General features: G+C 46.3%; 23 protein-coding genes. 9 read left to right on the top strand and 14 right to left on the bottom strand.

Annotated elements, in window-relative coordinates; genetic code table 11:
* Positions 1 to 132 precede the first annotated feature (132 nt).
* The 11 genes from D082_RS13950 to D082_RS13900 form a co-directional block, all read right to left on the bottom strand.
* On the bottom strand, positions 133 to 534 hold the full coding sequence (locus D082_RS13950) for a type II toxin-antitoxin system VapC family toxin (protein ID WP_028947055.1): 402 nt from the start codon (positions 532 to 534) through the stop codon (positions 133 to 135).
* The gene (locus D082_RS13945) at positions 535 to 762 is read right to left on the bottom strand and encodes an antitoxin (protein WP_028947056.1); all 228 of its coding nucleotides are present in this window, start codon (positions 760 to 762) and stop codon (positions 535 to 537) included. It abuts the gene before it with no gap.
* A gap of 32 nt (positions 763 to 794) precedes the next feature.
* Positions 795 to 3536 carry a DNA methyltransferase gene (locus D082_RS13940; protein WP_038531014.1) on the bottom strand — a complete coding sequence of 914 codons (2742 nt, stop codon included), beginning with the start codon at positions 3534 to 3536 and terminating at the stop codon, positions 795 to 797.
* A gap of 29 nt (positions 3537 to 3565) precedes the next feature.
* Positions 3566 to 3772, bottom strand: a complete 207-nt coding sequence (locus D082_RS13935; RefSeq protein WP_028947058.1) for a type II toxin-antitoxin system HicB family antitoxin — start codon at positions 3770 to 3772, stop codon at positions 3566 to 3568.
* Between the two features lie 2 nt (positions 3773 to 3774).
* A complete protein-coding gene (locus tag D082_RS13930) occupies positions 3775 to 3990 on the bottom strand; it encodes a type II toxin-antitoxin system HicA family toxin (RefSeq protein ID WP_028947059.1) in 216 nt (71 codons plus the stop codon).
* A gap of 60 nt (positions 3991 to 4050) precedes the next feature.
* Entirely contained in the window at positions 4051 to 4374 is a 324-nt protein-coding gene (locus D082_RS13925; protein ID WP_051738883.1) for a hypothetical protein, read from the bottom strand.
* Positions 4375 to 4376: 2 nt separating this feature from the next.
* The gene (locus D082_RS13920) at positions 4377 to 4649 is read right to left on the bottom strand and encodes a BrnT family toxin (RefSeq protein WP_028947061.1); all 273 of its coding nucleotides are present in this window, start codon (positions 4647 to 4649) and stop codon (positions 4377 to 4379) included.
* A 74-nt stretch (positions 4650 to 4723) separates the two neighbouring features.
* Positions 4724 to 9376: a glutamate synthase large subunit gene (gene gltB / locus D082_RS13915; protein WP_193386691.1), complete on the bottom strand. Its 4653-nt coding sequence runs from the start codon at positions 9374 to 9376 to the stop codon at positions 4724 to 4726.
* A 684-nt stretch (positions 9377 to 10060) separates the two neighbouring features.
* On the bottom strand, positions 10061 to 10585 hold the full coding sequence (locus D082_RS13910; RefSeq protein WP_028947064.1) for a hypothetical protein: 525 nt from the start codon (positions 10583 to 10585) through the stop codon (positions 10061 to 10063).
* 98 nt (positions 10586 to 10683) lie between these two features.
* Complete coding sequence (locus D082_RS13905; RefSeq protein WP_028947065.1) at positions 10684 to 11835, bottom strand: histidine kinase; 1152 nt, start codon at positions 11833 to 11835, stop codon at positions 10684 to 10686.
* Between the two features lie 144 nt (positions 11836 to 11979).
* Positions 11980 to 12573, bottom strand: coding sequence for a GerMN domain-containing protein (locus D082_RS13900; protein ID WP_238546738.1), 594 nt, complete (start codon positions 12571 to 12573; stop codon positions 11980 to 11982).
* A gap of 190 nt (positions 12574 to 12763) precedes the next feature.
* Between D082_RS13900 and tpiA the strand changes: the two genes are divergently transcribed.
* The 3 genes from tpiA (at position 12764) to D082_RS13885 (ending at position 15571) form a co-directional block, all read left to right on the top strand.
* A complete protein-coding gene (gene tpiA, locus D082_RS13895; protein ID WP_028947067.1) occupies positions 12764 to 13492 on the top strand; it encodes a triose-phosphate isomerase in 729 nt (242 codons plus the stop codon).
* Between the two features lie 106 nt (positions 13493 to 13598).
* The gene (locus D082_RS13890) at positions 13599 to 14618 is read left to right on the top strand and encodes an AI-2E family transporter (RefSeq protein WP_028947068.1); all 1020 of its coding nucleotides are present in this window, start codon (positions 13599 to 13601) and stop codon (positions 14616 to 14618) included.
* Positions 14615 to 15571, top strand: a complete 957-nt coding sequence (locus D082_RS13885) for an amino acid ABC transporter substrate-binding protein (protein WP_028947069.1) — start codon at positions 14615 to 14617, stop codon at positions 15569 to 15571. Before D082_RS13890 ends, D082_RS13885 begins: the two co-directional genes overlap by 4 nt.
* Here D082_RS13885 and D082_RS13880 read toward each other — a convergent pair.
* Positions 15525 to 17036, bottom strand: a complete 1512-nt coding sequence (locus D082_RS13880; protein WP_028947070.1) for a hypothetical protein — start codon at positions 17034 to 17036, stop codon at positions 15525 to 15527. The genes D082_RS13885 and D082_RS13880 overlap by 47 nt on opposite strands.
* A 222-nt stretch (positions 17037 to 17258) precedes the next feature.
* Between D082_RS13880 and petB the strand changes: the two genes are divergently transcribed.
* From petB to rnc, 6 genes are all read left to right on the top strand, one after another.
* Positions 17259 to 17927 (top strand): cytochrome b6, encoded by a 669-nt coding sequence (gene petB / locus D082_RS13875; RefSeq protein WP_010873378.1) that lies wholly within the window; start codon positions 17259 to 17261, stop codon positions 17925 to 17927.
* A 118-nt stretch (positions 17928 to 18045) separates the two neighbouring features.
* Positions 18046 to 18528, top strand: coding sequence for a cytochrome b6-f complex subunit IV (gene petD / locus D082_RS13870; protein WP_028947071.1), 483 nt, complete (start codon positions 18046 to 18048; stop codon positions 18526 to 18528).
* A gap of 282 nt (positions 18529 to 18810) precedes the next feature.
* Positions 18811 to 20229: a glycosyltransferase gene (locus D082_RS13865; RefSeq protein ID WP_028947072.1), complete on the top strand. Its 1419-nt coding sequence runs from the start codon at positions 18811 to 18813 to the stop codon at positions 20227 to 20229.
* A 162-nt stretch (positions 20230 to 20391) separates the two neighbouring features.
* A complete protein-coding gene (locus D082_RS13860) occupies positions 20392 to 20799 on the top strand; it encodes an SxtJ family membrane protein (protein ID WP_028947073.1) in 408 nt (135 codons plus the stop codon).
* A 35-nt stretch (positions 20800 to 20834) separates the two neighbouring features.
* Complete coding sequence (locus D082_RS18770) at positions 20835 to 20996, top strand: DUF5989 family protein (protein WP_193386666.1); 162 nt, start codon at positions 20835 to 20837, stop codon at positions 20994 to 20996.
* A 6-nt stretch (positions 20997 to 21002) separates the two neighbouring features.
* Positions 21003 to 21737 (top strand): ribonuclease III, encoded by a 735-nt coding sequence (gene rnc / locus D082_RS13855; RefSeq protein WP_028947074.1) that lies wholly within the window; start codon positions 21003 to 21005, stop codon positions 21735 to 21737.
* Between the two features lie 20 nt (positions 21738 to 21757).
* Here rnc and hypF read toward each other — a convergent pair whose 3' ends face one another.
* The gene (hypF, locus tag D082_RS13850) at positions 21758 to 24061 is read right to left on the bottom strand and encodes a carbamoyltransferase HypF (protein ID WP_028947075.1); all 2304 of its coding nucleotides are present in this window, start codon (positions 24059 to 24061) and stop codon (positions 21758 to 21760) included.
* A 45-nt stretch (positions 24062 to 24106) separates the two neighbouring features.
* Positions 24107 to 25603 (bottom strand): FAD-dependent oxidoreductase, encoded by a 1497-nt coding sequence (locus tag D082_RS13845; protein ID WP_028947076.1) that lies wholly within the window; start codon positions 25601 to 25603, stop codon positions 24107 to 24109.
* Positions 25604 to 25733: the final 130 nt, after the last annotated feature.

Here is a 25733-nt window from a genome sequence, read left to right as displayed (position 1 = left end):
GTCAAATTCCCGTTGAGTTTACTGACAATTATATTCCATTGAATGGATTAGTCTGAGTTGGCGATCGCCAAGAGTTCAGCTACGCGGTGCGCTGAGTGGTTAAAAGTGACAAGTCAAATTTTAATTGATAGTTTATTCTGCCCGGTTTTCCAAGAATAAATTGCTAATGCGTGAAAATTCTCGAACATTATTGCTCACAAGAGTTACTTCCAGACTTAACGCATGGGCCGCAATCAGCATATCCATAGCCCCAATGACAAGACCTCTACTTTCCAGATTACTTCTGATATTGCCATAGGCGATCGCCGCTTCTTGATTAAACTCAATGATTTCTAGCGGAATCAAGAACTGCATCAAGGCATCACGGTTTTTCGATTGCTGTTGACTTTTACTGACACCATATTCTAATTCTGCTACGGTAATGGATGAAATACCAATTTCTGACACTTCTAGGGTTTGAAATTTTGCCAAGACTTGGAGCGGCTTCTTCTTAATTAGATAAATGCGAATATTTGTATCTAGTAAGTATTTCATCTAAAATTCTTCTCGCACATCGAGGGGAAGCTGTTCCCTAGTTGCCATAAAGTCATCTGAGAATTGATCTAAGCTTTCAATCAAGGATTGCCAAGGGTTATCTTTCGAGATTAAAACAACCGTGTTTCCAACTTTTTTAATGTAAACCTCAGTACCCGACAATTTGAAGCCTTCGGGGAGTATTACAATTTGATGAGAACCATCGTTACTAATTTGGGCGGTGTTCATGATGTTTATCTTTTAACTAAGTTGATCAAAATTTAAGATTTTGGTGGATTATCTATAGCCCAGGGGCCGATAATACTTTCACCTTTTTTTTCCTTTTCAGCAAGTTCAAGATTGAGGTTTAAAAGTTTTTCCAGAATGTCGTCATCTTTTTTGAATCCATAGGCTTTCATCACTAATTCATCCAGTTTTTTATGGAGTTTATACAGTTGACTGGCCGGCTCATCGAAAAAAGCATTATACAGTTTGGTAATTCCCCATTGTTTGGCCTCCATTTGCTGACTACGATATTCATGTAAATCAACCATCGCCTGACGAATTTGTTGGGTCAGTTTTTCACTGGCGGTTTGGGGAAAGGGAAAGGTTTCAAAACAAGTATTGTGAGTGTAACGGGTATCGCCCTTTAATGTTGAGCTTTGGGTTTTTACCCATTGACGATGAACGTCAGAGGTCAATATTCCCAACACATAAAAATCATCCGAAGCTACTACTGTCGTTGAATCTGCCGGTAAATACTTTGTTTCAATCGGCAGAAAAATAAACCACTTTGATACCCTAGAAACATTAAAAAAGAAGGATAGTTTGGTTACGGCATTTCTCATTGCTAAATTTGTACGTTTAAACTTCCACCAATTTTCCCGGAGCATTGATACTCTATTTGTTTGGCGAAATTCCTTAACCGTATTTTTGACGTGCTCGAAAGGCAGGCAAAACATTTGAGCTTCTTCTACGCTAAAATCCCTAAAGTCGATAATCCACCTCTCTGGTTTTCCATGGGGATTACGAACCAAATTCGACCCCATCGAAAATAATTTAAGAACTGCCTTATTAGATTGATTTTTATAAATCCATTCGTGAACAACATACTCATTAATAAAAAAACCACTACCATTAGGTTCAACTCCTCTAAAAGCAACATTCTGATTGATTTTTAGAATCTTTGCTAGTCGAATATCTGAAGCTGATTTTAATGATGAATTGATTAAACTGACTTGCCGGTTATCCAAATAGAATTCAGTCGGTTTAGATGTCATCCAATTGACTAAACTAACATGTACTTTTGCATCTCCTGACCAAATTTGCGACGAAATAGCATTATGAATATATCCTCCATGCTCAACAATATAGTCTAAAGATGCTTGACGACTCTTGCCTTGACTAATTGAATTTGTTCCCACTAAACCTGCACGTCCAGAATTTTCTTTTATTTTATTATGAGCTAGGCGAAACCAATGACTTGCAAAGTCTATTTGTTGATTAACGACTTCTGGAAACTGCTTGAAAAGCTTGTCAACATAATTATCACCTAGTTCTATACGCATTAAATGTCCCCCAAGAAAAGGTGGATTTCCAATAATGGCATCGGCCCTTGGCCAATCTGTAAACAAAGCATCTTGGCAAAGAATATTTTTATCTAACGAATCTAGCGGTAAAGCTGGTTCTGTTAACTCGAATTTATCAATGGCAATTTTTCTGGCAATCATCATTGTTACCCTGGCTAACTGCACCGCAAAGGAATTTGTATCCATGCCAAAAAGCTGTAAAGGTGTGACAAAACCTATTTCCATTTGGCTTGGTGGTTGCTTGCGTTTGTCTGCAATCTTCTGAATTAAAAGCCGTTCAATGCGTTTTAGTTCCTGATAAGCTACATAAAGAAAATTCCCCGATCCACAGGCCGGATCAAGCACTCGATAAGCTTGTAACTCTAGCTGAAGCTGATTTAATTCCCCAATCGTTCTAGCATTATTGATTTTTTCTTCCCAATAATCTGAAATTGTTGGCCGTACAATCTGTCGAATATCTGTTTCCGACGTGTAATGAATGCCCCTAGCATGACGCTCATTTTCATCAATCGCCCCTTCAAAGATATTGCCAAAAATCGACGGACGAATATTTTCCCAATTATCCCTGGCACAAACATCTAAAAGTTTTAACTCTGATTCTTCCAAGGCGATCGGCTGAATTTCTGCAAATAAACCCCCATTAAAGTAATCCACTCCTGCATAACGACCCTGGGGAACAACGCCTGGCTGATTCATAGCCCGAAATAGGCCACTAAACGCATCATAAGCATTATCCTTCTCCGTCAAACAATCCTGTAGCAAAGACACAAACAAATCCCTGGGCAAAAGATTGCGATCCTCGGCAAACATTGCCAGCACACATTGCAAAGTAAACCGTTGTAACTGCTCCTCCGTAAAATAGGCAAACTTCTCCCTTTTACCCCGCTCCCGCACCAACTGATAAAACTCTCCCATGCGTCGGGCGGTGCGTTCCGTTACCTCTACTTGGTTATTGCGAAAAATGGGAGCCTTCCCCCCAATTTCCATAAAGGAAAAAGTCCCCAAACGCTTAGGTAAATCCTCCAGCCTGACCCGATCCACCGGCTCATCTACTTGATTGGTGAAGTCGTAGATCCAAAACTCATCAAAATTACAAAGGATTGAATACTGGGGCTTAGGCGTTAACCGCATCCAATACCGTTCAAGCTGGGAATAATGCAAAGTTAAATCTGTGCCCCGCTTCTTCATTTCAATCACCACCCCTTTAACCCTCAACCTGGACGGCCAGACCAAATCCGCAAAGCCCGTTCGATCCTGTTTACTACTCTTTTTTACCCTCTGTTCAAACTCTGCCCCTGCTTCCTTAATACCCTCGTGACCAAAAGCCTGAAAAAACTTGGTCAAAAAAGTTTGGGACTCCGACTTTTCATCCCCCTTAATATGTTGCTGGCAATAATGCACAAAACTGCGGAGAGATTCAGTGGTCGCTATCATTGCTATATTTAGAACTTTTTATCTACAGTCTACGCCATTTGAAGAAGTGGTTGAGGTTTGGGCAGTTTCCCGTCATCTAGCTCCGTTAACAAACTCAAAACTTCCTGGGCATTTTGCAATGCTTCATCATAGCTATCACCGTGGGTAACGGGCTGCATAACCGATTCAAAATCTGGAAGAAAGACAACAAAGCAGTTATCCGTATCTGACCACTGAATGACAATTGTATATTTCATTTTTAGTTACCCTCCTGATCAAGTTTTCGTAATTTGGCCAAACTTTCCATCACCTGCTTTTCTAGGTAAAGTTTAGCATCATCGCCGTCCTTCCCTGCCATAATGATAGCCTGCGGGAGACTGGGGTGAGTCCATTTGCTATGACTTCCCTTTGCTGGTTTGACGGTAAATCCCGCTTGCTTCAATAGTGCTTTGAGTTCACGAATTTTCTTGGGCATTAACTGATGAAATTCACTAAATGTAGAACATCCTCCTGTTCAAAATATTGCATACGAAAATTATGATTGCTTTTCAACTAACTCACCTCCTAAATAGCGATGAATAATCTCTTGGGCAAAAAGATTTATCGAAATCTGCGACTGCTCAGCGAGATCTCTAATCTTATCCGCGTCTTGCATCGATAAATTGACTTCTATGGTTTGCTGAGTCATTTGGGCTTTTGCCATCTCCTGAAGCTCTCGTTTTCTTTCCTCAAAATTAGGCACACTAACCCATTCCCCATTTTCAAGACTCCTTAAAAGCTCCTGCTCTTCATTATCAAGCTTCCAAGCATTAGCAAATTCATCATCCGTCATTTTGTCCCAGTCAGCATTAGATAACATAATTAACTTCCTAAATAAAACTTAGTCATTTTACGGCTTGGAAAAATTGTTTTAAAAAAGTGAGTAGACCCATCTTTAACATAAGGGACACAATAGACATAATCACTAATCTTGACAATCAACATATACTGATGGGGATATTTTTCTTGGTTTGGATTCTCGACATCAGCAAGAACATCATCATTCTGAACAGCCTTAACAATTTGCTCAAAAGAAACTCGACGATTTTGTTTTAGCCATTCATTTTTCTCTGAATTCCAACGAAATTCATACATAAATTGTAGCCAAGGTTGAACAAAGGAGAGATTAACTGATCGTTATATCCCTCCTAATGCAAATGCTCGATAACCTAGCTACCCCCAATGCGAGCTACATCTTTGGCATTCTCCTCAAACGCCGCATTCAGGGCATCATCGCCGCTCAAACCAGCTTCCAAGGCATTTTTAATGGCTTGCAGAACCCGTTTGTAATCCCGGGGCATCACCTTAATAAATTTGGAAATACTAGTTTCCCAATCTGCTAAAACAGCTTTACCTTTGGCGCTATCGGTGTAGTTAACGTGATTTTGAATTAGTTCTTGGAGATCCTTAATTTCTTCTGGATCTTCAAGTGTTTCCAAAGCAACCATGGCTTGATTACAACGGGTGGCAAAATCACCGGTTTCATCAAGAATATAAGCAACGCCGCCACTCATGCCCGCCGCAAAGTTTCGTCCCGTTTGACCGAGAACCACCACCTTACCGCCGGTCATATACTCACAGCCATGGTCCCCCACCGCTTCCACAACGGTATTAACGCCGGAGTTGCGGACACAGAACCGTTCCCCCACCATGCCGGAAATATAGACTTCCCCCGCCGTGGCTCCGTAGAGGCAAACGTTACCGGCAATGATGTTTTCCCAAGCATTAAAACTAGAACCCTTGGGGGGATAAACGATAATTTTGCCGCCACTCAGGCCTTTACCTAAATAATCATTGGCATCCCCTTCTAGCTCTAGGGTCATGCCTTTGGGAATGAATGCGCCGAAACTTTGGCCGGCACTGCCTTGGAAATGAAGATGAACAGTATCTTCCGTTAGCCCTTCCCAATGGCGTTTGGTGATTTCATTGCCCACAATGGTGCCCACCACCCGATTGATATTGGTAATGGGTAGGGTGGCCTTAACTTTTTCCCCCTTGGCGATCGCCGGTTGGCAAAGATCCAGCAATTGGGTGACATCGAGGGAGTGTTGCAGGCCATGATCCTGGGGAATTTGGCAATAACGACCCACTTCCGGGGCAACATCAGGCTGATGGAGCAGAGGGGAAAGGTCAATCCCTTTAGCCTTCCAATGGTCCACCGCTTTTTTGGGTTCCAAAATTTCCGTGTGGCCCACCATTTCGTTGATGGTACGGAAACCGAGTTGGGCCATAATCTCCCGCAGTTCCGTGGCAATGAAGGTCATAAAGTTCACCGCATGGGCCGGATCGCCGGTAAATTTGGCCCGCAGTTCCGGGTTTTGGGTGGCAATGCCCACAGGACAGGTATTGAGGTGACAGGCCCGCATCATAATGCACCCCAGGGATACCAACGGCGCAGTGGAAAAACCAAACTCTTCTGCCCCCAGCAAAGCGGCGATCGCCACGTCCCGGCCAGTTTTCATTTGCCCATCGGTTTCCACCACAATGCGGGAGCGGAGATTATTTAACACCAGGGTTTGATGGGTTTCCGCTAGTCCCAATTCCCAGGGCAGACCGGCGTGTTTAATGGAAGTTTGGGGGGATGCTCCTGTACCACCGTCATAACCGGAAACAAGGACTACATCGGCATGGGCTTTGGCTACCCCAGCGGCGATAGTTCCCACCCCTACTTCGGAAACGAGTTTGACGTTAATGCGAGCTTCCCGGTTAGCGTTTTTCAAATCGTGGATTAACTCCGCCAAATCTTCAATGGAGTAAATGTCGTGGTGGGGCGGGGGAGAAATTAAACCCACACCGGGGGTAGAGTGGCGCACTTTGGCAATCCAGGGATAAACCTTTTTGCCGGGCAATTGACCCCCTTCGCCGGGTTTGGCCCCCTGGGCCATTTTGATCTGAATTTCCTTGGCTTGGGAGAGGTACAAACTGGTCACCCCAAATCGTCCCGATGCCACTTGTTTAATGGCACTGTTTTTGGAATCACCCTGTTCGTTTGTCCAGGTAAACCGTTCCGGATCTTCTCCTCCTTCCCCGGTGTTGGACTTACCGCCAATGCGGTTCATGGCGATCGCCAGGGACTCGTGGGCTTCTTTGGAGATAGACCCATAGCTCATGGCCCCGGTTTTAAAGCGTTTCATAATCGCCTCCACGGGTTCCACTTCCTCTAGGGGAATGGGTTGTCGGTCTTGGAAATCCAGCAAGCCCCGCAGGGTAAAGAATTTTTGGTTCTGCTCATTAACCAGAGCGGCGTACTGTTTATACAGTTCATAATTCCCTTCCCGCACCGCCCGCTGGAGCAAATGAATGGTTTGGGGACTAAATAAATGCTCTTCCCCATCCTTACGCCACTGGTATTCACCCCCCACATCAAGGGTATGGCGATCGCCGGGGCGGGGGGCAAAGGCGTGTTGATGGCGCAGAATAGCTTCCTGGGCAATTATCCCTAGGTCGGAACCCTGGATACGGGAAGAGGTGCGGCAGAAATATTCATCAATGACGGCTTGATTTAAACCCACTGCCTCAAAAATTTGTGCCCCCCGATAACTTTGAATGGTGGAAATACCAATTTTGGAAGCAACTTTAATAACCCCTTTAGTGGCGGCTTTGATGTAGTTTTTACAGGCAGTTTTATGATCCACATTCACCAGTAAACCTTCAGCGATCATGCCGTCTAAAGTTTCAAAGGCTAGATAAGGATTAATGGCTCCACAACCGTAGCCCAATAAGACTGCAAAATGATGCACTTCCCTGGGTTCGCCGGATTCCAACACTAGCCCCACTTTGGTGCGGGAACCGTTACGGATTAAATGGTGATGTAATCCCGATACAGCCAACAATGCGGGGATAGCGGCTTTTTCCACCGAAACATCCCGGTCACTGAGAATGATTAAATTAGTTCCTTTTGCAATAGCTTGATCCGCCTCAGTAAACAAATCATCTAAAGCAGTTTTTAAGCCCTTTTCCCCTTGGTTAGGATCAAATAAGATCGGTAAAGTAACGGATTTAAACTCGTCATTATCCAGCGCTTTCAATTTGGCTAAATCTTCATTGGTCAGAATTGGCGTTTTTAGTTCAATTAAGCGGCAACTTTCTGGCCTGGGATCGAGTAAATTGCCTTCGCCGCCAATGGTGGTTTCTGCAGAGGTAATAATTTCTTCCCGGATGGAATCAATGGGGGGATTAGTAACCTGAGCAAATAACTGTTGGAAATAGTTATAGAGCAACTTGGGCTTATCGGACAGCACCGCCAACGGAGTGTCTGCCCCCATGGAACCGATCGCCTCCACCCCATCCCGGCCCATGGGAGCTAACAGAATCCGCAGTTCTTCAAAGGTGTATCCAAAGGCCATTTGGCGTTGGCGTAAACTTTCCCCATCGGTGCCGGGGACATTACCGGGATTAGGCAACTGATCCAAGGATTTGAGGTTAGCCGCTAACCATTCCCCGTAGGGATATTGACTGACAATTTCTTGCTTAATTTCCTCATCGGCGATGATGCGTCCTTGTTCCATATCCACCAAGAACATCCGCCCCGGTTGTAAACGACCTTTTTTGGCCACCCGCTCCGGCTCAATGGGCAAAACCCCCGCTTCGGAAGCCATAATCACCAGATCATCCTTGGTGACGTAGTAGCGAGAAGGCCGCAGACCATTACGGTCCAACACTGCCCCCATCATCTTGCCGTTGGTGAAGGCGATGGAAGCCGGCCCGTCCCAAGGCTCCATTAAACAGGAATGGTATTTATAAAACGCTTTTTTCTCAGGCCCCATGGACTCGTGGGCACTCCACGGCTCGGGAATCATCATCATCACCGCATGGGGTAGGGAGCGACCGGCCAGATAAAGCAGTTCTAAGGCATTATCAAAAATGGTGGAGTCACTACCGTCAATGTTAATCACCGGCTGGACTTTGGCCATATCCTCCCCGAACAGGGACGATTCAAACAGAGCTTGCCTGGCTTGCATCCAGTTGACGTTGCCCCGCATAGTGTTGATTTCGCCGTTATGGGCAATGTAACGGTAGGGGTGGGAACGCTCCCAACTGGGAAAAGTGTTAGTACTAAACCGGGAATGGACCAGGGCCAGGGCACTTTCCATATCCGGATCATGCAATTCTGGATAATATTGCCCCACCTGGGCGGTGGTCAGCATCCCCTTATAAACCAGTGTCCGGGCCGATAAACTAGCCACATACCAAAACTTGTTAAATCCTGTAGCTCGAATGGCATTGTGGCTCAGCTTCCGCAATACAAACAATTTGCGCTCAAAATCCAAGTCATCGGTCAAACCTTCTGGCCGGGCAATGTAAACCTGCTGCATAAAAGGTTCACTGGCGATCGCCGTCTGGCCCAGGGAACTATGATCCGTGGGAATATCCCGCCAACCCAACAGAGTTAAGCCCTCCGCCTCCGTCACTTCTTTGAATAATCTTCGAGTTTCCGCCCTGGCGATCGGATCTGGGGAGCCGTAAATGTTACCTACGGCATACTGTCCCGGAGCAGGAATGGTTATTCCTTCGGCTCCAGCCACTTTTTGGATAAATTTGTGGGGAACTTGGATTAAGATGCCAGCCCCATCCCCTGTGTTTGGTTCACAGCCACAGGCTCCCCGGTGCTCCAGATTGACCAACATCTGCAAACCCTGCTCCACAATATCGTGGGAAGTCTTGCCCTTCATCTGCACGATAAAACCAACGCCACAGGCATCATGTTCCTGGTGGGGATCGTAAAGGCCTTGGGCTGAGGGAGCTTGGTGGAAGCTGTTCATAGGACTGATAACCGTACAAAAGTTTGGAATGAGGGGGTGAAGACCTCTATGGCAGGGTATTCCCCGGTTTTTGAATTGTAACGGTCATAACCTTGATTGAGACAGTCTGCTTAATGAATCTATTAAGTTTCGCTCAAATTTCAGATTTCTCCCGGGGAAAAGGTAACAAGTTTAACTATTTTGCTGTAGTTTGTTTCAGGGTTGAAGAATTCCCCCCAGATAATGTTTTAAAAGTTATTCTGCCCCCTGAATCTCCTCCCTAAGCTCCGGCAAGTTTGGGGGACTTTGAAGACTTTCTCTCCAGAATTGGGGGCCAGGGGGGCTTTTCAAAGAGGTTCTAAAATAATGTTGAAAAGTCATCAGTTCAACTAAAGGTCAGTGCCTAGCTGCTGGAGACCACCACTATCACCATAGCCTTAGATCGGCAAATTGTTTATCCCGATAGTGATGGACAACGCATGGCTGACAACACCAAACAATTTAGTTAAATTGTTCTATTAAAAGAAAGCTTGGAATATCTTTTTGCCGATAATCCTGATGTTTTTGTGGCGAGAGATCTGTTCTAGTATCCCGTGGAGGGTAAACCAGAAATCTGAGCTAACCCTGGTGTATTAGTGGCTCTAGGCCAACCCAAGGTGGAAAATGCTCGCTGGAAGGAGTTGCTGGGGCGAGCGGGGATTGTGGTGGTGGAGGGAATCAAAGGGACTAAATTTAAGCTTTGATGGGAGTTGGTCTGGGAGAATTTTAACGGCATCCCACCAGGGTAGCGGTGTAGGTTCTGCCCAGGGAATCCAACCCATTAACAAAAAGATTGACTTGGTAGGGTTGCTCTTCTGGGGTGACATTGCCAATGATTTCTAGGGGAGTATTGGGCTTAAACACAAAGCTTGATTGATTAAAAACTTCCGCCGCTGTTTGGTCACTATATTTGAGAAACATCCGAATATCAAAAGGATTTGTCTCATTGGAAGTCACCGTCATAACAAACCTTTTAAACACCGTTCCTCCCGGGACTGCCCAATCAGTGTTCCAATTGTTGCGGGTGATGTTAATGCCCAACATGCCCAACGGTCCTGCGGGAATGGTCGGAGCGGCAACGGTTTTAGTAACGCTATTACCTTCACCCCCCACCAAAGCAATGGGCACACAGGTTTCGGCTCCAGCGGCCATGGTTAGGCCAACTCCGAAGGAAACACTAGCAATGGCAACTCCTAAACCGCGAGTGAAGTTGGGTACCGACGTTAGGCAGGCAAAAAGAGAGTGACGCATTGGTTAAAAAAAGAGGTGAGATAGTTAATATTTTTGAGCGAAGCTGACAAGGTAGGAAAAATTATGGGCGAACAATAAGGTTCACAGATGGGGAAAAGTTAACGGTAAACGGGCAACGTAAAATGGAAAGAACTGCCTTGTTTTGGACGACTGTCCACCCAAATTTGACCATAATGGGCTTGGATAATTTTGCGACAGAGGGATAAACCTAAACCATAGCCATCGGTTTGTTCGTCCCGTTGTAGGCGAAAGTGCCCCTCAAAAATACTTTCCTGTTTGGAATTGGGAATGCCGGGGCCATTGTCGGTGATGCTCACCTGGACTTTCTGGGTGGTCCGGTGGAGAGCTCCCACTGTGATCAGACCATTGGAGGGGGTGTATTTAATGGCATTGTCCAACAAATTAGCAATCACCTGGCGGATTAACTCCTCATCGGCAAAAACATTGGGTAAATCCTTGGGAATATCGTAGGTAATGGTGAGGTTTTTTTTGCTAAATTTTACTTGGTACAGTTCTAAAATTTCTTGACAAAGATCGGCGATCGCCAGGGGACGGCCATGCACCTGAAACTGGGAATTGAGATTCTTCGATGCCTGCAGAATATCCTCAATCAAGCGGTCCATAATTTTGAACTGCTTGCGGGCCTGTTGTAATAGCTGACTTCTCAGGGCTGGTTTCTGTTCTTCGACGGGCTTATGTTGCAACAGTTCCAACGTATCGACAGCAATGGAGGCGGCGGTGAGGGGACTACGTAAATCGTGGGCCAACATGGCCAAAATTTGATCCTTAAAACTGATTTGTTCGAGCAATTCTTCCTTGTCCTTTTTGAGCAGAAAAAGCTCGTCCGACATTTTCATCAGTTCGCCGGAATAACCTACGGAAGAAATTTCCCGGGGACAACTGGGGGATTGCTCGGTCTCCTCTGGCCCTAGATTCACTTGGAGTTCCTGTTGCCAGCGGGGCCACCATTTCTGCAATTGTTGAATAATATTACTGCCGGCCAACACCTGCCGGGGTTCGGGTTGCAGTTTGATCAGGGACGGGGTAGCCACCAAACGGAAATGTTCCACTAAATGGGGATGTTTACTGATCTGCAGAATCTGTAGGTCGTAACTGTGGCCATCCACCAGGGTGCCTAGGCATTGACTAATTTCTTGCACACTGTCCTGGGAGCTGGGGCGATCGTCAATGAACAGCAAAAATTGCAATGGGACAGAAGACGCATTACCAAGTTCTGGGGGGGAGGACATTGCAGAGCGTTTGGCTTTCAAAGACAGGGTGTCCGGATTGCTAGGCTTCAGCCTGAATCTAATTGAACAAGGACGTTTTATCGGCTAGAACCGCAATGGTTCTAACTGTCCTCACCATAGATGAGCAGACCATGACTCCAATTGTCAACGATCAGGGGCCATAAAATCCGCGTCAAACTGCTTGCGGGTAATGGGCTGTTCCACCATTAGCCCTTCTCCCCCTAGTACCGTCAGGGGTTCTCCCTCCACGGATAACCAAACTGGAAGACTGGGGTCCGTACTGGTGGCGGTGTAAATAATTTGCCCCAGCCTAGCGATCATGCTCTGGCTCCCCCCCCCTGCGGTGAATTCCGTTGACAGGTTTAGGTTGATACCATTAGAACCTTTGTCCAGGCTTAGCATGGTGGTGTTGGTGGGAATGGCAGAAATGTCACTGCCGGATGCGGCTAACAGGGTTTTGAGAGCCCGCTCCGTCTGCACTTCCGGTGGGTCACCATTGGGGGGAATATTTTGGGGCACAAAGGCGATCGCCGTATCATCTTTGCCATTACCGAGCCAATAAACTTGTGCCTGCCCAGGGATGGCAACATCGGGCCTATGGGGATCCACCGTGACGGCAGGGGGACTTTGGGAAAGATTGAAGCCCGTCCAAAGAGCAAAACCCGTACCGGCCAGAGCCACCACCAAAGCGGCCAGGGCAAAGCCGGTCAAGGCTGAAAATGGTCTTTGTTCACTCATGATCTTTTCCACCAGTAGCCAGGACTGGTTCTAGTTTATCTTCTCAACGGGGCTAGATTGAAGGTAATAGTGGCACAGATCCAGGCCTTACCAGGTTAGTTGGGAGCTGATTAATGGTGACGACCCCGGACAACGTAAACTGGGGGTTGGCAAATTTTGTTGTGACCTTCATAAGTTAAAGATTGGAATCGTGCGAAAAATTATCATTGCGGGCAACTGGAAAATGCATAAGACGCAGGCGGAGGCCCAAGCGTTTTTGCAGGAGTTTAAGCCTTTAATCGAAGATGCGGCGGAAAGCCGTGAAGTGGTGTTGTGTGTTCCTTTCACCGATTTGAGCGCCATGTCCCAACAACTCCATGGGGGGCGGGTTCGCTTGGGGGCACAAAACGTCCATTGGCAAACCAGTGGAGCCTACACTGGCGAAATTTCGGCGGCTATGTTGGTGGAAATTGGCATTCATTACGTAGTCATCGGCCACAGTGAACGGCGGCAATATTTTGGTGAAACGGACGAAACGGCGAATTTGCGGGTGCTGGCGGCCCAAAAGGCGGGTTTAATCCCCATCCTCTGTGTGGGGGAAAGCAAGGCCCAGCGGGATGCCGGAGCAACGGAGCAGGTGATTATTGACCAGGTTAAAAAAGGCTTGGTGAATGTGGACCAATCTAACCTTGTCATTGCCTACGAGCCCATTTGGGCCATTGGCACAGGGGATACCTGTGCGGCAACGGAGGCGAACCGGGTGATTGGCCTAATCCGGGAACAATTAAGCAATTCCCAGGTCACCATCCAGTATGGGGGTTCGGTTAATGCCAATAATGTGGACGAAATTATGGCCCAACCGGAAATTGACGGAGCTCTGGTGGGGGGAGCGAGCTTAGAACCCGAGAGTTTTGCCCGCATTGTCAATTTTCAACCCTAGGTCCCTGGGCCAACCTCTTCTCCCTGCTTGTTCCGGTTCCACATCAAGCTATCTGTGGGAAAGATGCATGCCCGCCCCCATTGGGTAACAAGAGCTAGCAAGTGTAATGAAACTAAGTCAGTGGTTGGGTTTAGCTTGTTTGGTGATGGCGGTCTATGTGGCTTGGGAAATCCGCCAACTCCTGCTACTGCTTTTCCTGGCTATGGTGCTGACCACGGCTCTGAATCGTTCCGTTAAACAATTACAAACCTGGGGCATCAACAGATCTTTGGCCCTGACCATTACTCTGGTCACAGTCACTGTGGCGGTGGCGTTGTTTCTGCTTTTGGTCATTCCCCCTTTTTGGGAACAGCTCCAGGTTTTGCTCAGTTCTCTTCCTAAGGTTGGCGATCGCCTGCAGAAATTTGTCGAGGGCTGGCAAGATCGGGTGGAACTGGAATTTTTCAGCCAAGCCTTTTCCATTGATGATTTACCGGACTCCATTTCGGCGCTGGGGGCCAATGCCTTTAGTTCCCTAATTAGCTTTTTTTCCAACTCTGTCACCGCTGTTCTGCAAATACTTTTCATCCTGGCGATCGCCGTGATGATGCTGTTTTCTCCCCAAGCCTACCGCCGGGGAGTACTGAAACTATTTCCTTCCTTTTACCGCCGCCGGGCCGATGAAATTTTGACCCAGTCGGAATCTTCCCTGGGCAATTGGCTCACAGGCATTGTCATTAACTCCATTTTTATCGCCAGTCTCAGCGGCATCGGTCTGTGGATTCTGCAGATTAAATTAGTGTTAGTCCATGCCCTAATGGCAGGAATTTTGAACTTTATTCCCAACATTGGCCCCGCCGCCAGCGTTGTTTTCCCCCTGATGATTGCTGTGTTGGATGCCCCCTGGAAAATCATCGCAGTGTTGATTCTCTACTTCCTCATCCAGAACATAGAAAGCTACTGGCTTACCCCCATTGTCATGGCGAAGCAGGTTTCCCTTCTGCCCGCTGTCACCCTGATTGCCCAACTTTTTTTTGCCAGTGTATTCGGACTACTGGGGCTGATCCTAGCCCTACCCCTGACGGTGGTTTTAAAAACCTGGATTGAAGAAGCCTTGTTTAAAGATCTTTTAGATAACTGGCAATGAGCAATCCCAACTTCAGCTGCCCCGGTTCAAAAAAACAGTCTGCCATTGCCCGTATCCTAGCTCCCCTATTGGCTTGGACTTTACAGAATTCATGGATGCCCATAACCCAGGCTGAAACAGTGCTCGAATCCATCCGAACCACTGGACTACTCCGGGCGGCCATTCGGGAGGACTCCGTGCCCTTTGGTTTCCGAGATGGCCCCGCCAACCAGTGGACTGGCATCTGTGTTGATTTCATCCAAGCGTTGCAAGCAGAAGTTTCCGCCACCCTGGGGGGTCAACCCTTGTTGGTAAAATTTTATCAATCTAGTTTGTTCAATCGCTATAATCTCGTGGCAGAGAATGTGGTGGTGGTGGAATGTGGTCCCAATACCATCCGCCATGATCTGGAACTTCCCATTACCTTTTCCCTACCCTTTTTTGTCACCGGAACCCAATTTTTAATTCCCGGCGATCGCCTGGGGCAATTTGATGGCAATGGAGATTTACAGGGGGAAAGAATTGGCGTTTTAGCCGGCACCAGCAACAGTGAATTTTTGGCAACCCGTTACCCCAAAGCGGAATTAATCAACTTTCAGGGCTTTACGGCCCGTCGCCTAGGGGTAGAAGCCCTAATGCAAGGACGCATCGATGCCTTTGCCAGTGACGGAATTTTGCTGTTTGGAGAAGCTCTCCTATTGGAAATTCCCCTGGGGCGAGATTATCGTCTTTATCCTCCCTATCCCCTGGATTGCCAGGGCTATGGGCTAATTCTGCCCTCCGACCAACCGGAATGGGAAAATTTAGTCAATCGGGTCGTCAGTTCCCCCAATTCCAGGAACATTTACCGTCGCTGGTTGGGCCCTCTTTTCCCTGCTTTGGAGAGGGTGGAAAACCATTGCCGTGCCAGGGAAAGTCAAGCTCTAACTACGGTGCCCACAGGGGACGAAATCCCATCAGAGAAAGAGCCTTAAGTTCCGCCTGTTGCCCCGTTTCTGGTTTCAATGGCGGTATAAGTAACCACAATTGACTATCGGCGATCGCCTCACCGCCATCGGTGTTGAGACGGCTATTGGCGGGGGTATCGGGATCAATGATTACCTGGTCGAATAACAGGGCTAAACCATCGGGGGAAAGGCTCATTTTCGTGTCCCGGTAATCCTGTAGTTTCAGTAGAGGAAAAACTTCGCCACTGTTAATGTCAATTTGGACAAAATAGGGCTGTTCAATGTATTCATCCCCCGGCAAAAGCTTAGTTAATAAGCAATAGAGGGTCTGATTATTGCGGCCAAACTCGCAACTGACAATGGAACCATCCGTATCCACCAATTCCTTTTGCACCCCCAGGTTATTAACAAAGAAAAGAGTTCTTTGGAAACGTTTTTGGGCATCCTCCGTATTGAAATTTACCAGGGCAGCGGCGCTACCATCGGCGGAAAAATTTAGCAATTGACCAAATTTGGGCAAAAAATCCAAGGGCCTTGCCTCTGGCTGGAGGGGCAGAATGCCGATACCCTCTCCCCGGGCCACCGCTAGGGACTGATTATCTGGGGCGATCTGGAAATCTCCCCCCTGTACTTTCAAGCGCTCTGGCTTTTGCTGATTTTTGACTATCCAAAGATCAAAGTCAGCGGGATTTTGGCGATTAACCCTCTGTACCACAATGGCCTTGCCATCATCACTGACGTCAAACTGATTATTTTGAAATTCTTGGTTATCCAGCACTAAAGTTGGTTTAGGTAATTCTTGGGGATTATCACTTTCCACCACAGGTATTTGGTATAACTGCAACTGCCGTAGACCCTCAAAGCCCAGTTGACTTTCAGCGGCGGCGAATAGAATCCCCTTACCCTGATCGTAAAATTTGAACTCCACCACTGTCAGGCCCGGCGGGGTGAGGATGGTTTTTCTTTGTTTGGTTAGGTTATAGAAAACAATCCTGCCCTGTTCAATGCCCTGGGTGCCAATGTAGGCAAAGGCCCGGTCCCGACTGCGGAAACTGCTGCTGAAAGGGGCTATCATTTGCCCTTGGCGGCCACGTAGCGCACTTTTGTGCTGACCGGCATACTGTTCCCGCACATTGGTAATCTGAATATCGTAGTCGGTGCCGTAGGGAATGGGATTTTCCAGGGTATAGGCCATGCGACGCCCCGCCCAACTAATTTTTCCCGGTAGCGCCGGGGTAATAACCAGATTCTTTTCCACTTCCCGTTGATCTATTGGGCGGTCAAAGGTCATGATAAAAGCCCTGTCCTGGGCTCCCAGATTGGCCCCGTCCCAACTGAAGCTCTGCACCTTAGGGCGGTTGGCAAACAAACACTGGTTGTTATTTTCACAGGTGTAGTGACCCACCCCCACCACGGCGATCGCCGCACTAAGGAAACCAATCAGACTCAGGGCCGCACGATCAATGGGTTCGGAAAAATATTTAGCAAGCATAGCTAGAGGAGCAAAATTTAGAGCGGATCCACAGCCGGAGTTCCCTTTCCCCAGGGCTTAAAGCTGTGTTACATTTTGTGATGAGTAATTCTCATTTTTGCCAAGTTTTGGAACTTTTCCCGTCTTGGTCAAACTGTCATAGTACGCTGATTATATGCGATTTTACGGCTCCGCCGGAGTCAACCCCCTCCATCCCTGATCCTTAAGAGAAGTCTAGCTTCAATGTTTTCAAAAGAAGTCACCGAATCAAAAGTTTTTCAATGGTTCAATGATCGCCTGGAAGTGCAAGCCATCTCCGACGACATTGCCAGCAAATACGTTCCTCCCCACGTAAACATATTTTACTGTCTGGGGGGTTTGACCCTGACCTGCTTCCTGATCCAGTTTGCCACTGGATTTGCCATGACCTTTTACTACAAACCCACGGTCACGGAAGCCTTTGCCTCTGTCCAATACATCATGAATGAAGTCAACTTCGGTTGGCTGATCCGTTCCATCCACCGCTGGTCCGCCAGCATGATGGTGCTGATGATGATTCTCCACGTTTTCCGGGTTTACCTTACCGGTGGTTTCAAAAAGCCCCGGGAATTGACCTGGGTTGTCGGTGTGATGTTAGCTGTCACCACTGTTACCTTTGGGGTAACTGGATATTCCCTTCCCTGGGACCAGGTGGGCTACTGGGCGGTAAAAATCGTTTCCGGTGTGCCGGCGGCCATTCCCGTAGTTGGGGACCAATTGGTGACCCTCATGCGGGGTAGTGAAAGTGTTGGCCAAGCTACTTTGACCCGTTTCTATAGCCTCCACACCTTTGTCTTGCCCTGGGCGATCGCCGTTCTGCTCCTACTGCACTTCCTGATGATCCGTAAACAAGGCATTTCCGGTCCTTTGTAATTTCTAAATCCCCACTGATCTGATATTTGATGGGGGCAGTTTTGCCCATGGCAAGGTTGCCGAATCTCGAACCAGATTAGAAAATCGTTAAAAAATATTAATTTGGAGCTTCCGCCCCATGAGCATTATCAAAAAACCGGATCTCAGCGATCCCGAATTGCGGGCCAAACTAGCCAAGGGTATGGGACACAACTACTATGGTGAACCTGCCTGGCCCAACGATATTCTTTACATGTTTCCCATTTGCATTCTGGGTGCCCTGGGTCTAATTGCTGGGTTAGCCATCCTAGACCCCGCCATGGTGGGAGAGCCGGCGGATCCCTTTGCAACTCCCCTGGAAATTTTGCCCGAATGGTATTTGTACCCCACTTTCCAAATTTTGCGGATTTTACCCAACAAACTGTTAGGCATTGCTGGTATGGCCGCCATTCCCTTGGGCTTAATGCTGGTGCCTTTCATTGAAAGTGTGAACAAATTCCAAAATCCATTCCGTCGCCCCATTGCCATGACCATTTTCCTGTTTGGCACTGCGGCCGCTTTATGGTTGGGTGCTGGCGCTACTTTCCCCATTGATAAGTCTTTAACCCTTGGCTTGTTTTAAGGAAAATTTTTCTCTTCCCCGGAGCAAACTTTTTCACTCTGGGGGAGATCCACACAGGTGGTTTACATCCTAGAAGTTCGACAAAATTCTAATCCATCTTCAACACTTGGCATCTAGTGATATTTGTTAGCTAACTTCCGGAACGATTAGTCAAAATTTAAGATACCATTACTACATAAATTCCTTTGTCAGCTTATTTTGTTTGCAAAGGATTTTTTTTGCACATATTTTTGTACGTAAAAAGTTTGATTTACCCCAGCAATTCCCCAACTTTGACAGTCAATGAAAATTGTAATTGATGGCATCTTTTTCCAAATTGCCAACACAGGCATTGCTCGGGTTTGGCAGACTTTGTTGAAGAAGTGGTGTGATTCCGGTTTTATAGAAAATATTATTTTGATTAATCGCGGTTACACAGCTCCCGAGGTACAAGGGCTTAAATACTACCATTTACCGTTGTTTAATTACGAAGAAGAAGCGCTATTTTCCATTCAATTACAGTATATTTGTGATCAGTTTAATGCTGATTTATTTATTTCCACCTATTACACTACGCCCTTGTTCACCCCCTCTATTTTAATGATCCATGACATGATTCCAGAAGTGATTGGTTTGGATTTAAAAGAGTTTTGGTGGCGGGAAAAACATTACTCCATACTCTACGCAAGTCGATACATTACGGTCTCAAGAAATACAACCGAGGACTTGATCAAGTTTTTTCCCGAGATCGAGCCTTCCCAAATTAGTACTATTTATAATGGTGTAGATAACATTTTTTTCCCTGCCTCTCCATCAGAAATCACCGCCACTGAAGATAATTTTGCCATCGGCTCGCCCTATGTACTTTTGGTGGGGTCGCGGCTAAGTCTCAATAATTATAAAAATGCAACTATCTTATTTAAGGCTCTAAATGAAAGCGAAGAACTTCAGCAACTTACTATTGTTTGTGTAGGAGGAGAAAAAACTTTAGAACCACAATTAGCCGACCTATGTGGCAACATCAATATTTGCTTGATTCAACCCACAGATTGGGAATTAAGGGCAATTTACTCAGGGGCGATCGCCTTAGTTTACCCTTCTTTGTATGAAGGCTTTGGTTTACCTATTCTTGAGGCTATGGCCTGCGGCTGTCCGGTGATTACCTGTTCTAATTCTTCTTTACCAGAGGTGGGGGGAGATGCAGCCATTTATATCAATGGCCAAGATGTGGGAGAAATGGTTGAAGCTTTGAAGAAAGTCCAAAATAAAGCAATCCGGCATCAATTAATTGAAAAGGGTAAAAAGCAGGCGAAAAAATTTTCCTGGTCAACAGCCGCCGATAAAATTAGTAGTTTGTGTCTAAAAACAATTGATGAGGGGAAGAATAGACCAAAGAAATTTAACTTTATGGGGCTATGGCAAGATTTCAGACAGACTCAAGTGCAAGAACGCAAATATCGTCTTCTGGCGGGGGAAATCAATCAAAAAAACATTGAATTGCACCAGGCAATTGCCCAGTTGGAGGGTGAGCACAGGAATTTAACGGAGCAAATAGAGCAGCAAAACCAGCTCATTGCCCAATTGGAAAGCCGCAACCAGGCCCTACAAGTTGACCTCGACCATTATTCCCTACAAATTGAGGAGTTATCAAATACAAAAAAGACGCTTAAAAGGCTGTGTAAAAAGGCATTGGGCAAACTGCTGCGGTTTAGGATCAACTAAAATATGCTGACCATACTTCCACCATCAGTGAAGAGAGCCCCGGGGAAAAGGCTGATTTTTATTGATTTTGTGGTCCGCAAATCGGCAAAATAGCTTAATCTAGATTAGCTAAAAGTCCATTAACACCAAGCTGTCCCAACATCGCCATCTTGATCAAGTGCCATGACAAATACTACAACTGCCCCCACAGTTAAAATACTGCGGGAATTTGCCTGGATTATGGCGGGGATGATTGCCTTTATCTTTGGTTTACTCATTCCCCTGCTCAAAGGCCATGGACTCCCCATATTACCTTGGGCGATCGCCGTTGCCTTTGTGGGGCTGGGGCTGGTGGCGCCCCGTAGTTTGGGGCCAGTGTATGAACTATGGCTAAAAATTGGCCATGTTTTAGGATGGATCAATAGCCGCATCATTTTGACCATAATTTTTGTGGTGGTGGTTACCCCCATGGCCCTAGTGATGAAGTTATTAAAAAGGGATACCATGGCCCGTCAACTGGAGCCCCAACGGATTACCTATCGATCGCCTTGTCGTCCCCGGGACATTAGTCATTTACAAAAACCCTACTAAGCCAAGATTACCAATAAAGCCATAAAATTAACCCTATGGAAGGATTTATCGAATTATTGCAGGATATTTGGGGCTTTTTGCGAGAGAGAAAAAAATATTGGCTGTTTCCCTTGATTTTAACCCTCGTTCTCCTCGGTGCTTTGATTATTTTTACCCAAGGTTCGGCGATCGCCCCCTTTATCTACACCCTTTTTTAAGTCCGTATGTCCCTTGCTCCCCATCGTCAAACTCAGTTAAAGGCCCTACTGCGACGGTTGGGATTGGCCGATAACGTTGGGGTGGATTTAGCCCTCTTGGATTTGGCTTTAACCCATGGCAGTCAGTCCCCGGAGAAAAATTACCAGCAATTAGAATTTGTCGGTGACGCAGTGGTGAGATTAGCAGCGGCGGAGGTGTTGATGGAAAACTATCCCCAAGCATCGGTGGGGGAAATGTCAGCCCTGAGAGCAATTTTGGTCAGCGATCGCACCTTGGCAGATTGGGGAGAATTGTATGGATTAGACCGCTTTCTTTGGGTTACTCCAGCGGTGTTGGCGGATAAAAACGGCCGGGTTTCCCTAATGGCAGATAGTTTTGAAGCCTTGCTAGGGGCCCTCTACCTCAGTGTGGGGGACTTATCCCTAGTACATCCTTGGTTAGGAGAACATTTGCGGAAGAAAGCTGTGGAAATTAGCCAAGACCCGGCGCTTCATAACTACAAAGAAGCTTTGCAAGCATGGACCCAAGCCAATTATAAATGTTTGCCCGAATATCGGGTGGAGTCCCTAGCCCAAAATTCATCCCAACAATTGGGTTTTCAGGCAACGGTCTGGCTTGGCGATCAACCTTTGGGCAGTGGCAGTGGCCCATCAAAAAAAAGTGCAGAACAGGCCGCCGCTCACCAGGCTTACCAAGAATTTATTGCTAAGGAAATTTTACCCATTCCCAAGCCAAATTAACGCTATCAAGCAAAATAAAGCTAATCAATATATTGTCTTGGTTGAATTTTAGCTAATAGTTGGCCCAAACAAAGACCGCCGTCATTGGGGGGTAATAGTTTAGGCCAAAGGGGATCAAAGCCTGCCTTTTTGAGGGCCGTAATGGCACTGGAAAGTAAATAACCATTTTGAAAACAGCCTCCCCCCAGGGCCACTTTTTCTATGCCCTGTCGTTGGGCCATGGTGACAATTGAATTTACCAGAGTATTGTGAAACTTAGTAGCTATGAGGTTATTATTTTTCTTCTCTTCTCTGGTTATTGCTTTAATCAAAGGTCGCCAATCTATTACTATTTGATTGCTCTGATCATTGAAAAATAAAGGATAAGATTCCTTTGTTAAATTGGGCACAGCCTGGGCTTCCAATGCCATGGCAGCTTGGCCTTCAAAGGTTACTTGATCAATCAGTCCCATCAGCGCCGCAATACCGTCGAATAATCTCCCCATGCTAGAGGTTAACGGTGCAGTTCCCTGCTGCCAAAGTTGACGCAAGTTTTTATGATTCAAATCATTGCTCAAATTGTTCTTTACATCAACCCCGACACTGCCGTCCGAGCCTAACCATTCTGGCAAATAGTCCCAGGGAAAATCGTCACCAAAGGTTGACCAAAGTAGTACTAAAGCAATGCGGTAAGGATATTGAATAGCCTTCCGATTACCTAATAGAGAAAATGTTTGTAGATGTCCAATTCTCTGCCAAGTATTATCAGTAATTCTTAAAAATTCTCCCCCCCAAATGGTACCATCCATACCGTAACCAGTACCATCCCAAGCGATGCCCAACACCGGCTCTTCAATAACTTTATTTTCCGTCATTATGGCTAAAATATGGGCATAGTGATGTTGAACAAAAGTTACAGGTACAGTTTGATATTCAGCGTACTGATGACTGAGGTAATCGGGGTGTAAATCCGCGACAATTTCCTGGGGAGAAAAATCGTATAGCTGGCTTAAATGGGCAATGGTTTTTTCAAAAGCTTGGTAGGCAGAAGTGGAATTTAACTCGCCCAAATGTTGACTAATATAGGCTCGATTATGGTTGGCGATCGCCACAGTGTTTTTATAATGGCCCCCCACCGCCAATAGGGTTTGTTGGGTAGGCTTTGGTAAAGTAATGGGTTGGGGAGCATAACCCCGGGCCCGACGTAAAAATAATGGCTCCCCAGCTACTATTTGGACCACAGAATCGTCCACCGGACAAACAATGGGGCGATCATGAACGAGAAAACCGTCAGCAATATTTTGTAAACGAACTAAAGCATCAATATTATCAATGCAAATTGGTTCCCCTGCCAGATTACCGCTGGTGGCTACGATGGGCTGATTTAATTTTTTTAGTAATAAGTGATGCAAAGGAGTATATGCCAACATAACCCCCATCCTGGGGTTACCAGGGGCAATATTCTCCGCCAGTGGTAAGCAAGACCGTTTTGCCAGTAGTACAATGGGAGCAGCACTACTTTTTAATGTCTCAACTTCTAGATCATTAAGTTGATAATGCTCGATAATCTGACCAAGGTTGCCATACATTACTGCCAATGGTTTATCCGGTCGATGCTTTCTTACTCTTAATTTTGCTACCGCTTTAAAGTTAGTAGCATCGCAACATAAATGGAAACCACCTAAGCTTTTAATGGCGATAATATTGCCGCCTTTTAACCTATCTGCGGCAAAATTTAAAGCATTATTTGCTTCTACAATTGTCCTCCCTTGTCGATCCCAAAAAGCAAGTTGGGGGCCACAGCAAGGACAGGCGTTGGGCTGAGCGTGGAAGCGACGATCGCCTGGTCGTTCATATTCCCTTTGGCAGTGGACACATTGGTGAAATTGAGCCATGGTAGTACGGCAACGGTCGTAGGGTAAAGCTTCAATAATGGTGTAACGGGGACCGCAATGGGTACAGTTGATAAAGGGATAGAGGTAGCGGCGATCGCCCGGGTCAAATAATTCTGTTAAACAGGTGGAACAGGTGGATAAATCAGGCAAAATGGTGGCGGTTTTAGAACCATTACCACTAGGGCGAATGGTAAAGCTGGTAAAAATTTTCTGTGTTAGTGATTCGATGGTTAATTGTTCAATTAAGCCGGGTGGGGGTAATTCTATTTTTAATCTATCGATAAAATTGGCGATCGCCTTTTCATCAGCGGTAATGACAACGGTAGCCCCTTGGGTGGAATTATTTACCCAACCGTTTAGTCCCATCTTTTGGGCAAGGGCGTAAACAAAGGGACGAAAACCTACCCCTTGCACCCTTCCCTGTACCTGTATGGCAACGGTTTTTAACATTATTCTGCTTCCATTAATATTGTTAAATAACCAACCATCCCACAGCTAAAAGTTAGCTTTATTTTGCAAATAAGATGCCAATAGTTGGTGAGGATAGGGAGATGCCACTAGAGCTTGAGCTTGACCGTAATAGGAACTTAAATCGTGAGGTTGGTGCTCAACTTTTTGCACTGGCAAAATACTTTTTAATTGCTTGAGAGTTTGCACTGCGACAGTGGGAAAAAAGGAAAATTTGCCCGGTAAAACACAAAGATAATTGCTCTGGGGATTAGCCTCAATCCAATAACTGTAACGTCGTTTTTGGGCATCGTCACTGATAAATTCAGTTTTAACGCAATCGTAGCTCCACAGTTGTCGTTGATATAAGTTTTCTTCACCAAAGTAACGTTCCGCCGAATCCAAAAGTAATTCAATTTCTCCATTGGCTAAATAACCATGTTCATCACTGACATAACCAGAATTGGCTAACATAGAATAATTAAAGCATTGTTCTAAAGCAGAGATATTAGCTCGCTGGGAAAAATGATTGAAATGGTAAGAATTTTTGGTGGACATCCGCACAAAATTATGGGGACTGACCGCTGGATAGGCAACCACCATGGTACTGCGACTCCGCTTTAGTTTGGCCCGCACTTGGAGAGTAGGTAAAATACTTTCAAACCCTGCCCCCACCGCGAAAATAAATGCTTTAGCCTTAAGGTAATGTTGCTGTCCCCGGTGGTCTCGATAAAAAATACTCTGTACCCTCACCGGACCATAACGGTCGACATTAATTTGCTCTATATTAATCCCGGTGGCGATCGCCGTTCCGTGGGCCAGGGCACTGGCGGTGAGATCTTGCAAAATACCCTGGGTATCCATGGCACAGTCCAAACTCTTGAGCAAAGCATAGTTGCTAGGCTCAATTCCGTGGCTGAGGTCGAATTGTCGACAGTAGTAACTAATTTTTTCCGATTGGCTTAATAGACTACAGCCCCGCTGTTCATAACTTTCCAAATGGCCATAATCCGGTGCCATTGCTCCATTTCCCATAGGCGATTGCCAATCAAACTGTTGCCCATAGGCCATTTCTAAACGACCTAATACCCGTTTTAACTGCATTTCCAACTGCACCCGATCGCCCTTGAGGCCGGACTGGAGCATTTCTGGGCAATGCTGTTGGGGATGGATAAGATAGACGGGATTGGGATCAAACCAGCCAGCACCACTGACCATGGGCCTATAACCCCGGTCAAACCGTCCCAGGGTGAGATTACAGCGTTCGGTAAAATAATTGCTGTAATGGTTGAGCAGATCCTCCACCCCATTGACGCAGTTGAAAAAGGTCTGACCATCATCCTGGCCAGAATATAGCGCCCCCGTGTGGAACCAGCCCTCCAATTTACCGGAAGAATCTCCCCCCAAATGACTATGTTGCTCCAGCAACTGCAACGACAGATTAGTATGGCGGGCCAGGTATTCGGCGATCGCCACCCCCGCAATACCCCCCCCAATAACCGCCACATCAACCCGATCAATTGCCGCCGCACTAAGTTGAGCCATAAACCCACTGAATCACTAGCAAATAATATAGTCGTTTCTAGTAAGACTGAGGCAGTCAAATTCACCGAAAAGCCTGTCAATAAAGACCTCGAAATTATTTGAAATGACCATAATGTCCAAAATGTTCCTC

Source organism: Synechocystis sp. PCC 6714, assembly GCF_000478825.2.
GTDB lineage: Bacteria > Cyanobacteriota > Cyanobacteriia > Cyanobacteriales > Microcystaceae > Synechocystis.
This window is presented reverse-complemented; position numbering and strand designations above follow the sequence as displayed.